General features: G+C 63.1%; 14 protein-coding genes and 1 pseudogene. 10 read left to right on the forward strand and 5 right to left on the reverse strand.

Annotated features, from left to right (window positions below):
• Positions 1 to 2: 2 nt before the first annotated feature.
• Positions 3 to 230, reverse strand: a complete 228-nt coding sequence (locus MF6396_RS13315; RefSeq protein ID WP_043861959.1) for a hypothetical protein — start codon at positions 228 to 230, stop codon at positions 3 to 5.
• A 100-nt stretch (positions 231 to 330) separates the two neighbouring features.
• On the reverse strand, positions 331 to 897 hold the full coding sequence (gene dcd / locus MF6396_RS13320) for a dCTP deaminase (RefSeq protein ID WP_028943496.1): 567 nt from the start codon (positions 895 to 897) through the stop codon (positions 331 to 333).
• A gap of 350 nt (positions 898 to 1,247) precedes the next feature.
• Here dcd and MF6396_RS13325 point away from each other — a divergent pair, with 350 nt between their 5' ends.
• Positions 1,248 to 1,457, forward strand: a complete 210-nt coding sequence (locus MF6396_RS13325) for a cold-shock protein (protein WP_008365925.1) — start codon at positions 1,248 to 1,250, stop codon at positions 1,455 to 1,457.
• Between the two features lie 180 nt (positions 1,458 to 1,637).
• On the opposite strand, the gene apbC is transcribed toward MF6396_RS13325, so the two are convergent.
• Complete coding sequence (gene apbC, locus MF6396_RS13330) at positions 1,638 to 2,732, reverse strand: iron-sulfur cluster carrier protein ApbC (RefSeq protein WP_058540969.1); 1,095 nt, start codon at positions 2,730 to 2,732, stop codon at positions 1,638 to 1,640.
• 151 nt (positions 2,733 to 2,883) lie between these two features.
• Between apbC and metG the strand changes: the two genes are divergently transcribed.
• The 8 genes and pseudogenes from metG (at position 2,884) to MF6396_RS13370 (ending at position 9,454) form a co-directional block, all read left to right on the forward strand.
• A complete protein-coding gene (gene metG, locus MF6396_RS13335) occupies positions 2,884 to 4,923 on the forward strand; it encodes a methionine--tRNA ligase (RefSeq protein ID WP_078480568.1) in 2,040 nt (679 codons plus the stop codon).
• Positions 4,924 to 5,014: 91 nt separating this feature from the next.
• Positions 5,015 to 5,590, forward strand: a complete 576-nt coding sequence (locus MF6396_RS13340; RefSeq protein WP_078480569.1) for an Rnf-Nqr domain containing protein — start codon at positions 5,015 to 5,017, stop codon at positions 5,588 to 5,590.
• Positions 5,587 to 6,402: pseudogene (locus MF6396_RS13345) on the forward strand (RnfABCDGE type electron transport complex subunit B); the annotation flags it as partial. The gene MF6396_RS13340 and the pseudogene MF6396_RS13345, both read left to right, overlap by 4 nt.
• Before the next feature lie 16 nt (positions 6,403 to 6,418).
• Positions 6,419 to 7,402 (forward strand): RnfABCDGE type electron transport complex subunit D, encoded by a 984-nt coding sequence (locus MF6396_RS13350; RefSeq protein ID WP_078480571.1) that lies wholly within the window; start codon positions 6,419 to 6,421, stop codon positions 7,400 to 7,402.
• Positions 7,399 to 8,013, forward strand: a complete 615-nt coding sequence (locus tag MF6396_RS13355; RefSeq protein WP_078480573.1) for an RnfABCDGE type electron transport complex subunit G — start codon at positions 7,399 to 7,401, stop codon at positions 8,011 to 8,013. Before MF6396_RS13350 ends, MF6396_RS13355 begins: the two co-directional genes overlap by 4 nt.
• Positions 8,006 to 8,527, forward strand: a complete 522-nt coding sequence (locus tag MF6396_RS13360) for an Rnf-Nqr domain containing protein (protein WP_078480574.1) — start codon at positions 8,006 to 8,008, stop codon at positions 8,525 to 8,527. Before MF6396_RS13355 ends, MF6396_RS13360 begins: the two co-directional genes overlap by 8 nt.
• A gap of 4 nt (positions 8,528 to 8,531) precedes the next feature.
• Positions 8,532 to 9,170, forward strand: a complete 639-nt coding sequence (gene nth, locus MF6396_RS13365; protein ID WP_043861967.1) for an endonuclease III — start codon at positions 8,532 to 8,534, stop codon at positions 9,168 to 9,170.
• 104 nt (positions 9,171 to 9,274) lie between these two features.
• Entirely contained in the window at positions 9,275 to 9,454 is a 180-nt protein-coding gene (locus MF6396_RS13370) for a PA3496 family putative envelope integrity protein (protein WP_078480576.1), read from the forward strand.
• A 75-nt stretch (positions 9,455 to 9,529) separates the two neighbouring features.
• Here MF6396_RS13370 and MF6396_RS13375 read toward each other — a convergent pair whose 3' ends face one another.
• On the reverse strand, positions 9,530 to 10,156 hold the full coding sequence (locus MF6396_RS13375; RefSeq protein WP_043861969.1) for a response regulator transcription factor: 627 nt from the start codon (positions 10,154 to 10,156) through the stop codon (positions 9,530 to 9,532).
• 467 nt (positions 10,157 to 10,623) lie between these two features.
• Here MF6396_RS13375 and MF6396_RS29035 point away from each other — a divergent pair, with 467 nt between their 5' ends.
• Positions 10,624 to 11,148 (forward strand): hypothetical protein, encoded by a 525-nt coding sequence (locus MF6396_RS29035; RefSeq protein WP_238596438.1) that lies wholly within the window; start codon positions 10,624 to 10,626, stop codon positions 11,146 to 11,148.
• 54 nt (positions 11,149 to 11,202) lie between these two features.
• Here MF6396_RS29035 and MF6396_RS13385 read toward each other — a convergent pair whose 3' ends face one another.
• The gene (locus tag MF6396_RS13385) at positions 11,203 to 12,420 is read right to left on the reverse strand and encodes an argininosuccinate synthase (protein WP_043861971.1); all 1,218 of its coding nucleotides are present in this window, start codon (positions 12,418 to 12,420) and stop codon (positions 11,203 to 11,205) included.
• Positions 12,421 to 12,533 lie beyond the last annotated feature (113 nt).

A 12,533-nucleotide genomic window follows, 5' to 3' on the forward strand; every position in this document is an offset into this window, starting at 1 on the left:
GCTCAGGCAACCGGTGCCGGTGGCGGTTCATCAGGGAGTGTGGGTTCACCCGGTTCCATCGGCGGGTTATCGCCTGGCTGCGCCGGCGACGGGGTGTCCGGGCCAGGCTGGCCGGGGACGCCACCGGCCTGCATCAGTGGCGGCTGCGCAAGCAATGACCAGGCCACCAGCCCGATCTGATTGGGCTGCAGCACGGCAAGTTTGGCGCTGATTGAAGGGTCGAGTTTCATAGGCGGCTCCTGAGCGAAGTCCGACACGCCTCCTGGCGTGCCGGGACGGTTCATCTGCTTGGAGTGCCTTGCCGGCGAGTAATTCCCTCGCTTCGTCGGCTCAGGTGCGCGGCAGGGTCACACCGCGCTGGCCCTGGTACTTGCCGCCGCGGTCCTTATAGGACACTTCGCACTCTTCGTCGGACTCCAGAAACAGCATCTGCGCCACGCCTTCGTTGGCGTAGATCTTGGCCGGCAGGGTGGTGGTGTTGGAGAACTCCAGGGTCACGTGGCCTTCCCACTCCGGCTCGAGCGGGGTGACGTTGACGATGATGCCGCAACGGGCATAGGTGCTCTTGCCCAGGCAGATGGTGAGCACGTTGCGCGGGATGCGGAAGTACTCGACGGTGCGCGCCAGGGCGAAGGAGTTGGGCGGGATGATGCACACGTCGCTCTTGACGTCGACGAAGCTGCCGGCGTCGAAGTTTTTCGGATCGACGGTGGCCGAATTGATGTTGGTGAACACCTTGAACTCGTCGGCGCAGCGCACGTCGTAGCCGTAGCTGGAGACGCCGAAGGAGATCAGCCGGTTGTCGCTTTCGCCGCGTACCTGACGCTCGACGAAGGGCTCGATCATGCCGTGTTCCTGCGCCATGCGGCGAATCCACTTGTCCGATTTGATGCTCATGGCGGGTGTCCTGAAATAGCGTGGTGAAGAAATTCTGTGGGGCATCTTACCGGGCCCGGCGCCGGGTTCAAAGTTCCGTGCGGTGTTGGCGGCAAGATCCGCGTCATACGGGGCCTGCGCGGGGTATCGCGGCGCCGTCAGTCTTGAATTGCACGAAAGCTGAACAAGACCATTGGCACGTTCTGGAAAAAGGGTTATGGTGACGCCACTGTGCTGCACGTGTCACTGAGAATCTCTACCTGATGCAAGATCTCGATCAACCCATCTTCATGAATTTTCTGCCTCTTTGCACTCAGTCTCGGCCAGGGCGTTTCCTGAGCCGTAATTAACTTTGTCCAAGGAGACAGACCATGTCCAATCGCCAAACCGGTACCGTTAAGTGGTTCAACGATGAAAAAGGCTTCGGCTTCATCACCCCACAATCCGGTGACGACCTGTTCGTACACTTCAAAGCCATTCAAGCTGACGGCTTCAAAAGCCTGAAAGAAGGCCAGCAGGTCTCTTTCGTCGCTACCCGCGGCCAGAAAGGCATGCAAGCTGAAGAAGTACAAGTTATCTAACTTGCGCTTCACTGCTTGAAAAAAGCCCTGCCCTCACCGGCGGGGCTTTTTTTTGCCTTGCCGGTGGGGCTGCCCGTAGGAGCCGGCGTTGCCGGCGAAGGCAACACCGCAGTACCTGCCTGGTGATGCAGTGGGCCCTTCGCCGGCAACGCCGGCTCCTACATAGGCGAGGGTATCGACTCAGTCTTCGCTGATGGTGATATTGGGCATCGCCGGCGCCGCCGCTTCCTGCAGCACGATGCGCGCCCCCACCTGCCGTGCCAGTTCCTGGTACACCATGGCAATCTGGCTTTCAGGCTCGGCAATCGCGGTCGGCTTGCCGCTGTCGGCCTGCTCGCGAATCAGCATCGACAGGGGCAGCGAAGCCAGCAGCTCCACACCGTACTGCGCCGCCAGCTTCTCGCCACCACCTTCACCGAACAGGTGCTCGGCATGCCCGCAGTTCGAGCAGATATGCACGGCCATGTTCTCGACCACGCCCAGCACCGGGATATTCACCTTGCGGAACATCTCCACACCCTTTTTCGCGTCCAGCAGCGCAAGGTCCTGCGGCGTGGTCACGATCACCGAACCAGCCACCGGCACCTTCTGCGCCAGGGTCAGCTGGATGTCGCCGGTGCCCGGCGGCATGTCGATCACCAGGTAGTCGAGGTTGTCCCAGGCGGTCTGGGTCACCAGTTGCAGCAACGCACCGGAGACCATCGGGCCACGCCATACCATCGGCGTGTTGTCGTCGGTGAGAAACGCCATCGACATGACTTCCACGCCATGCGCACGCAACGGCACGAACCACTTCTGGTCGCGGATCTGCGGCCGGGTCCCTTCGGCGATACCGAACATCACGCCCTGGCTGGGGCCATAGATGTCGGCATCCAGGATACCCACCCGCGCCCCTTCACGGGCCAGGGCCAGGGCCAGGTTGGCGGCGGTGGTGGACTTGCCCACACCGCCCTTGCCCGAGGCAACGGCCACGATGTTCTTGACGTTGGCCAGGCCCGGAATCTGCGCCTGGGCCTTGTGCGCGGCGATCACACAGGTGATCTCGACCTGTGCCGAGGCCACGCCCTCGATCCCCTCGACGGCGGTCTGCAGCACCTGGGCCCAGCCGTTCTTGAACAGGCCGGCGGCATAGCCCAGCTCCAGGGCCACGCTGACCCGGTCGCCCTGGATATCGATGCTGCGCACACACCCGGCGCTGACCGGGTCCTGGTTCAGGTAAGGGTCGGTGTATTGGCGAAGGACGGTTTCAACCGCTGCGCGAGTGACGGCGCTCATGGAGACTCCCGATAAAAGACTGAATGAAACAGGTCGCTATGCTAACCCGTGAAACAACGGCAGATACGTCCATGGGGTGAAATATATTTCCCATCGTTTTATAGTGGCCGATCACCGTTCATACCCTGTAGCCGAAAGTAGCCGAGCCCCCATGTCCGAGCCACGCCAGATTCTCGTCACCAGCGCCCTGCCCTATGCCAACGGGTCGATCCACCTTGGCCACATGCTCGAGTACGTTCAGACAGACATGTGGGTGCGCTTCCAGAAGTACCGCGGCAACCAGTGCACCTACGTGTGCGCCGACGACGCGCACGGTTCGGCGATCATGCTGCGCGCCGAGAAAGAAGGCATTACCCCCGAGCAACTGATCGCGAACGTGCAGGCCGAGCACTGCGGCGACTTTGCCGACTTTCTGGTGGAGTTCGACAACTATCATTCGACCCACGCCGACGAAAACCGCGAGCTGTCGAGCCAGATCTACCTGAAACTGCGTGACGCCGGGCATATCGCCACGCGCTCGGTCACCCAGTATTTCGACCCCGACAAGCAGATGTTCCTGGCCGACCGCTTCATCAAGGGCACCTGCCCCAAATGCGCGGCCGACGACCAGTATGGCGACAACTGCGAAAAATGCGGCGCCACCTACGCGCCGACCGAACTGAAGAACCCCAAGTCGGCCATCTCCGGCGCCACCCCGGTGCTCAGGGACTCCCAGCACTTCTTCTTCAAGCTGCCCGACTTCCAGGCCATGCTGCAGCAGTGGACCCGCAGCGGCACACTGCAGGACGCCGTGGCCAACAAGTTGGCCGAATGGCTGGATTCCGGCCTGCAGGAATGGGACATCTCCCGTGATGCGCCGTACTTCGGCTTCGAGATCCCGGGCGAGCCGGGCAAGTACTTCTATGTGTGGCTGGACGCGCCGATCGGCTACATGGCCAGCTTCAAGAACCTGTGCGACCGCACGCCGGAACTGGACTTCGACGCCTACTGGAAAAAAGATTCCAGCGCCGAGCTGTACCACTTCATCGGCAAGGACATCGTCAACTTCCATGCGCTGTTCTGGCCGGCCATGCTCGAAGGCGCCGGCTACCGCAAGCCGACCGCAATCAACGTGCACGGCTACCTGACGGTCAACGGCCAGAAGATGTCCAAGTCCCGTGGCACCTTCATCAAGGCGCGCACCTACCTCGACCACCTGTCGCCGGAATACCTGCGCTACTACTACGCGGCCAAGCTGGGCCGTGGCGTGGATGACCTGGACCTGAACCTGGAAGACTTCGTGCAGAAGGTCAACTCGGACCTGATCGGCAAGGTGGTCAACATCGCCAGCCGCTGCGCAGGGTTCATCCACAAGGGCAACGGCGGCGTGATGGTGGCCGGCGACGCCGCACCGGAGCTGACCGAGGCCTTCCTGGCTGCGGCACCGGGTATCGCCGACGCCTACGAAGGCCGCGACTTCGCCCGTGCGATGCGCGAAATCATGGGCCTGGCCGACCGCGCCAACGCCTGGATCGCCGACAAGGCCCCGTGGTCGCTGGCCAAGCAGGAAGGCAAGCAGGACGAAGTGCAGGCCGTGTGCGCCCAGGGCATCAACCTGTTCCGCCAGCTGGTGATCTTCCTCAAGCCGGTGCTGCCGCAACTGGCCAGCGATGCCGAGGCGTTCCTGAACGTCGCGCCGCTGACCTGGAACGACCACCAGAGCCGTCTCGAGAACCACCAGCTGAACCCGTTCAAGGCATTGATGACCCGCATCGACCCGGTCAAGGTGCAAGCCATGGTCGACGCTTCCAAGCAGGACCTGGCCGCCAGCCAGACCAGCGTGGTCACCGGCAACGGCGAACTGACCAAGGACCCATTGGCGGCTGAGATCGACTTCGACACCTTTGCCGCCGTCGACCTGCGGGTAGCGCTGATTCTCAAGGCCGAAGCCGTGGAAGGGGCCGACAAGCTGCTGCGCCTGACCCTGGACATCGGTGACGAGCAGCGCAACGTGTTCTCCGGCATCAAGTCCGCCTACCCGGACCCGAGCAAGCTGGAAGGTCGTCTGACCATGATGATCGCCAACCTCAAGCCACGCAAAATGCGCTTTGGCGTGAGCGAGGGGATGGTCATGGCCGCAGGCCCTGGCGGCGAGGAGATTTACCTGCTCAGCCCTGACAGCGGCGCCAAGCCGGGTCAGCGCATCAAGTAAGTGCCACGCCCCGACCCTGACCGGCCGGGGCGTTCTCATTGCACCGTGATTGCCGGATAATGGCGCACAGCCTCTTGCCTGTGGCGCGCCCATGACCGAATTGCTCCTTACCCTTATCAGCGCTGCGCTGGTCAACAACCTCGTGTTGCACCAGGCCCTCGCGCTCGACCCGCTGCTGCAGCCCGTCGAGCCGGCGTCACGTCGCCGGGTGCTCGCACTGGGGTTGGCGACGCTGGTGCTGATGGTGCTGGCGGTCGTACCGGGGCAGTTGCTTTACCGCTACGGGTTGCGCCCGCTGCAACTGGAGTACCTGCGCCTGTTCGTGTTCCTGCCGCTGTGCGTTCTGCTGGCAGCGCCGGTGCTGAACCGGTTGCAACGCCAACTGCCACACTGGCCGTTCACCGGCCTCAAACCCTTGCTGCTGGGCAATGCCGCCGTCCTGGGCCTTGCCCTGCAAGCCAGCGATGCCACGCTCGACCCGTTCGCCACCCTGGCCCTGAGCCTGGGCGGCGGCCTGGGCTTCTGGCTGGCGCTGTGCCTGTTCGACGACCTGCGCCAACGCAGCGACGCGGCCCCCGTGGCCTTGCGCGGCCTGCCCATCGAGCTGATCGGCGCAGGGATCGTGGCCCTGGCCTTTCTCGGTTTCAACGGACTGTTCACCTCATGAGCCTGATTCAACGCATCGACGCCCTGCTGCCCCAGACCCAATGCGGCAAGTGCGGTCATGCCGGCTGCCAGCCTTACGCCCAGGGGCTGGCGGCGGGCGAGGCGATCAACAAGTGCCCACCCGGCGGCAGCGAGACCATTGCCGCACTGGCCGCACTGCTGCAGGTGCCGGTGATTGCCCTGGATACCGACCGCGGCAGTGCGCCCGCCCAGGTCGCCTTCATTCGCGAGGCCGAATGTATCGGTTGCACCAAATGCAGCCAGGCCTGCCCGGTGGACGCCATCGTCGGCGCCGCCAAGCTGATGCACACGGTCATCAGCGCCGAATGCACCGGCTGCGACCTGTGCGTGGCGCCTTGCCCGGTCGACTGCATCGACCTGCTGCCACTGCCTGCCGACAGCCCCATCGTGCCGATCGTCGGCGGCCTGGCGCACACCCGGCCACAGCAGCTCGCCCGCGCCGCCCGGCGCAGCCATGCACGCCATCGCTTCGAGCAGCGTGCCCAGCGCCTGCAACGCGAAGAGGCGCGCAAGCAGGCCGAACGCATCGCGCGCAGCCAGCGGCCCGCCCCGAACGCGGCGGCTGCGGTGCCGGCCGACGACCCGATCAAGGCCGCGATTGCGCGGGTGCAGGCGCAAAAGGCTGCAGCCGCCGATGCGGCGCTGAAAAAGGCCAAGATTGCCGCGGCCATGAGTCGCGCCCAGCTGACCAAGGCGCGCACAGCCTTTGGCGACTCGCCAAGCCCGGCGCAGCAAGCGCAACTGGCTGACCTGCAGCAAGCGCAGCAACAGGCCCAGGCTCACCTGGAATCACTGCTGGCGGTAAGCGATGCTGCCCGCGCCTGACCCGGGCGAACGCCTGCGCGCCAGCCTGCGCCTGGTGCTGCTGGCGTGCCTGCCCGGCTTGCTGGCACTGACCTGGCTGCACGGTTGGGGCACCCTGCTCAACCTGCTGCTGACCACCACCGCGGCGCTGGCGACCGAAGCGGTGCTGCTGCGCGCCCAGCGCCGCCCGGTGCGTGCTGCACTGGGCGATGGCAGCGCCCTGGTCAGCGCCACGCTACTGGCCATCGCCCTGCCCGCCTACCTCGCCTGGTGGGTGCCGGTGATTGCCAGCGCAAGCGCCCTGGCCCTGGGCAAGCATGTGTACGGCGGGCTTGGCAAGAATCCGTTCAACCCGGCCATGCTCGGCTATGCCGTGGCTCTGGTCAGCTTCCCGGCCCAGATGACCCAGTGGCCCGGGCCGCAACCGCTGGACCTGGGCACCAGCCTCGAAGCGGTGTTCGGCTTGGCCGTCCGACCCGACGCCTGGGCCCAGGCGACGGTGCTGGATGTGGTGCGCCACAACCAGAGCCTGACCATCGAAGAACTGTTCGGCCAGCACCCGGCCTTCGGCCGATTCGCCGGCGCGGGCAGCGAGTGGGTCGCCCTGGCCTTCCTGGTCGGCGGCCTTTTGTTGCTGCAGCGCAAGGTGTTCAGCTGGCATGCCCCGGTGGCCATGCTGGGCAGCCTGTTCATCATGAGCCTGCTGGGCTGGAACGGCTCGGGCTCCGACTCCAATGGCTCGCCGCTGTTTCACCTGCTGGCCGGCTCCAGCCTGTTCGTCGCGTTCTTCATCGTCACCGAACCGGTCAGCGGCCCCAGGGCGGCCAGCGCACGCCTGCTGTTCGGCGCCGGGGTGGGCGTGCTGGTCTATCTGATCCGTACCTGGGGTAGCTATCCCGACGGCAGTGCGTTCGCCGTGCTGCTGATGAACCTGTGCGTGCCGGCGCTCGAACGCTGGGCCGCGCGGCGCCAAGGGCAGCCGGCATGACCCCCCGGGCGCGTGCAGTGCTGCTGGTGGCGGCCGTGGCGTGCCTGGCCATCGGCTGCGCCATTGGCTGGGCGCAGTTGAACGCCGCGCGTATCAGCCAGGCTGAACTGCAGCTCAAGGCCAGGAGCCTGCTGAGCGTGCTGCCGGCAGAGCGCTACGACAACCAGCCGCTGCAACGCCCCCTCGCACTGCCAGCACCGACCCTGGCCCATAGCACCCTGCTGGCCGGCTACCGCGCGACCCTGCTCGGCCAGCCCAGCGCCGTGGTGCTGCACAGCCGGGTTCAGGGCTATGCGGGGCCACTGGACCTGCTGATCGCCATCGACAGCCACGGCCGCCTGCTGACCACCCGGGTGCTGCAGCACCAGGAAACGCCAGGGCTTGGCGGCAAGTTGAGTGAACCGGGCAACACCTGGCTACGCGGGTTCGAGGGCCGCACGCTGGCGGACACCCCCGATCCAGCCTGGGCCCTCAAGCGCGATGCCGGCCAGTTCGACCAGCTGGCCGGCGCCAGCGTGACCTCCCGCGCAGTGATCCAGGCGGTGCACGATGCCCTGCGCTACTTCGACGAACACTCCCTCTATCTGCTGGGTACCGGCGAACATGAATAGCCGCAGCCTGCTCATCCTCAGTTTGGCCCCGATGCTGGGCGCCAGCCAGACCCTGGCCCAGGCCGCAGCGCTGGCGTTGTTCAGCCTGTTGAGCCTGTGCCTGCACCGGTTGTGCATGACGCCCTTGCGCCCGCTGCTGCAAGGGCTGCAGGCCACGCTGGTCAGCGTGCTGCTGGCGGCGATGCTGGTGACCTGCCTGGAGCTGAGCCTGCGCGCCTGGGCCCTGGAGGTTCACGCGCAACTGGGCATCTACCCGGCGCTGATCGCACTGCAATGCGTGCTGCTGGAGCAGTGCTTCGAGCGCCATCGCGGCGTCGCGCAAGGCCTGCTGGTGGTCATCGGCTTGTGTACAGTGCACCTGCTGCTGGGCCTGTGCCGCGAACTGCTGGGCTCTGCCGGGCTGCGCCTGGCCCAACTGACCCCGGGCGCACTGATCCTGCTGGGCCTGCTACTGGCCATTTTCAACCGGGTGCGGCGCAAGCCGGCCCCCTCTAGCCGTCAAGGAAGCCTCTGAGCCCATGAATGCTGCCAAACGCCTGGAAATCTTTCGCAGGCTGCACGAAGACAATCCGGACCCGAAGACCGAGCTGGCCTACACCACCCCCTTCGAACTGCTGATCGCGGTCATCCTCTCGGCGCAATCCACCGACGTGGGGGTCAACAAGGCCACTGCACGCCTGTACCCGGTGGCCAACACGCCCCAGGCCATCTACGACCTGGGCGTTGAAGGGTTGTCCAGCTACATCAAGACCATCGGCCTGTACAACAGCAAGGCCAAGAACGTCATCGAAACCTGTCGCCTGCTGATCGAGCGCCACGGCGGCGAAGTGCCGCAAACCCGCGAAGCCCTCGAAGCGTTGCCCGGGGTGGGCAGAAAGACGGCCAACGTGGTGCTCAACACCGCATTTCGCCAGCCGACCATGGCGGTGGACACGCATATCTTCCGGGTCAGCAACCGCACCCGTATCGCCCCCGGCAAGACGGTGCTGGAGGTGGAAAAGGCATTGATGAAGTTTGTGCCCAAGGACTATCTGCTGGATGCGCACCACTGGCTGATACTGCATGGGCGCTATGTATGCCAGGCGCGCAAGCCACGCTGTGGAAGCTGCCGTATCGAGGACCTTTGCGAGTACCCGCAAAAAACCTCCGACGATTGAACAAATAGTTGAATCGGTTGCGCACGATTGAAAAAATCTTTTTTACCGGCTCTGAAAATATCGCTATAAGGTGCGCCAATAGCCCTCTTGGCATGGAGTGACTTATGAGCACCGATAACGAAGAGCTGGATATCGACGTCGAGCCGGACGCGGCAGACGAACAGGAAACGGAAAGCCCGCCCGAAACGGCGAAGACCAACCTCAGCAAGCGTCGCACCATCGACAACATGCTGGAAGAACGCCGCCTGCAAAAGCAGTTGGCCGATTACGACTTCGATCTTTGACGGCCCACTTCAGGTCGCGGGCGGGCCGTCTCTAGCGCATGCAGGGGCCAGGCAGTCGCCCTGGTAAGGTCTGGTTCACACCAGGCCGTTACGCTGGGCCAGTTCGATAAGGTCCACCAGGGAGCGCGCATTGAGCTTGAGCAACAGGCGCGTCTTGTAGGTACTCACCGTCTTGTTGCTCAGAAACATGCCGTCGGCAATCTCCTTGTTGGTCTTGCCGCGTGCCAGTTGCTGCAGCACCATCATCTCCCGCCCCGACAGACGTTCGACCATATCCGCTTCGCTGGAACCGCCAAGGTTCGAACGCACCGAGTGCAGGGCCTGGTTGGGGAAGTAGCTGTAACCGGAGAGGACCGCCTTGATGGCGCTGAGCAGCTCGGTAAGGTCCTGCTGCTTGCAGACATAACCCGCGGCGCCCGCCTGCATGCACCGCATCGAAAAATGCCCAGGTGCCTGTGAGGTCAGCACCAGTACCTTTATGTTCACGTCATTGGAGGTCAACCTTGCGATGACCTCCAGCCCATCGAGCTTGGGCATGCCGATATCCAGTATCACGATATCGGGCAGGTGTTTCTTGACCAGCTGCAGCGCGTCCACTCCGTTGTCGGTCTCTGCGACAACTTCATAGCCATGCCGCTCCATCAGCATGCGTACAGCCAGGCGAATGACCGGATGATCATCCACGATCAGCACTTTATTCATGGGCAAAATCCAATTTTCGCTGTTCGATTTTTTGAGCCCGCACAATAGCCTAGTCAACCGGCATAGTGCATTGCAGCTTCCTTGACAGTTGCACGACAAGACCAGACCTACCTAAATAGAAGATTATTCCTACAAAACTTCCTGATAGCAGGCGTTAAGCAGAAACAATCATTGCGTCGTTCGAGGCGTGCATGCAGTGCGAACAAACACTAACACCGCACTCTCGCCACGTTCCATATGACAACGCTCGCCCGCACGCAGGAAATATCCGTGATATTTGCCAAACCCGGGTATCAATCCCGTCACGGCGTTTTATCGCGTCGAAGTTGCACCGAAGTATTTCCTGAGGACGATCCATAACCCCCTGAACACCGAAGTACCCAGGCCGCATAGTGGTTCCAAAAACAATGCGAACCCTGACCCTTGCGCCCACGAAACAGCGCTCACGCCGAGCAGCAGGCACGTACATGAGCAACGTCGAACCGAAAAGCCCACTGACGATCATTGCTATTTTCGCGGGTATCATCGAAGCCTCTGCGTTGGCCTCACTGCCCTTTCTTGGCGAAGACAGCCAGGGTATCTACACGTGGTTTCTGGTGGGCTTTCCACCCTTTCTGACAATCCTGTTTTTCCTGACGCTCAACTTCAACAGCAAGACGCTGTATTGCCCGGAGTACAACGAGGACACGCCTGAAGTTCCGGATGAACCCAAAGACTGGCCAACTTCAGAACAACGTGAAAGTCACCTGCCGCCTGCCCGTTCTGCCTTTGCACAATTGACCACACAAGCCCCACCCCTGGGTTGCGACGCCATGGCACCCGCTATCTCGACCATCGTCATTTCCGGTGCACACAGCACATCGCTGATCGAATACCTTGTCACTCAGGCCATCACGCAACAGCCCAGGCTGGGCACGCTGGTCATCCACAACCTTGAAACCGGCACGCAGACCACACTGACCACCCATGCCCTGGGCGCCGAGCTACCGTAATGAAGGCATAAAAAAACCCGGCCTCAGGCCGGGTTCCTTTCGTTCAAGCGCCCCTCACACCAGTGAGCGGCCCTTGTTCGCGGCAATGCGCAGGCGCAGTGCGTTGAGCTTGATGAAGCCCGCCGCGTCGGCCTGGTTGTAGGCGCCGCCGTCTTCTTCGAAGGTGGCGATGTTGGCATCGAACAGCGAATCGTCAGACTTGCGACCGGTGACGATCACGTTGCCCTTGTACAGCTTCAGGCGAACCACACCGTTCACGTTCAACTGCGAAGCATCGATCATCTGTTGCAGCATCAGACGCTCAGGGCTCCACCAGTAGCCGGTGTAGATCAGGCTGGCGTACTTGGCCATCAGCTCATCCTTGAGGTGAGCCACTTCGCGGTCCAGGGTGATGGACTCGATCGCACGGTGCGCGCGCAGCATGATGGTGCCGCCCGGGGTTTCGTAGCAGCCACGGGACTTCATGCCCACATAGCGGTTCTCGACGATGTCCAGGCGACCGATGCCGTTCTCGCCGCCGATGCGGTTCAGGGTGGCCAGGACGGTGGCCGGAGTCATCTCGACGCCGTCCAGCGCCACGACGTCGCCGTTGCGGTAGGTCAGTTCCAGGTAGGTCGGAACGTCAGGGGCGTTTTCTGGCGACTTGGTCCAGCGCCACATGTCTTCTTCGTGCTCGGTCCAGGTATCCTCCAGCACGCCGCCCTCGTAGGAGATGTGCAGCAGGTTGGCGTCCATCGAGTACGGCGACTTCTTCTTGCCGTGACGCTCGATCGGGATACCGTGCTTCTCGGCGTAGTCCATCAGCTTCTCGCGCGAGAGCAGGTCCCACTCGCGCCATGGGGCGATGACCTTGACGCCTGGCTTGAGCGCGTAGGCACCCAGCTCGAAACGCACCTGGTCGTTGCCCTTGCCGGTGGCGCCATGGGAAATGGCGTCGGCGCCGGTTTCGTTGGCGATCTCGATCAGACGCTTGGCGATCAGCGGACGTGCGATGGAAGTACCCAGCAGGTACTCGCCTTCGTAGACGGTGTTGGCGCGGAACATCGGGAACACGAAATCGCGGACGAATTCTTCTCGCAGGTCATCGATGTAGATCTCTTTGACACCCATGGCCTGAGCCTTGGCGCGGGCCGGTTCGACCTCCTCGCCCTGCCCCAGATCGGCGGTGAACGTCACCACTTCACAGTTGTAGGTATCTTGCAGCCACTTGAGAATCACCGAAGTATCAAGGCCGCCGGAATACGCCAGTACGACCTTTTTTACGTCCGCCATGCCATCACTCCACGGGTTGTACGGAAAGCCGGTGATTCTACCGGCCTTACCGCAGAATTTACAGTGGGGCGACAGCTTGTGACGACAAAGCGACAGAAATTGTCGTCGGCGCG

The sequence above is a fragment of the Pseudomonas sp. MF6396 genome (assembly GCF_002018915.1).
In the GTDB taxonomy this organism is placed as follows: Bacteria; Pseudomonadota; Gammaproteobacteria; order Pseudomonadales; family Pseudomonadaceae; genus Aquipseudomonas; species Aquipseudomonas palmensis.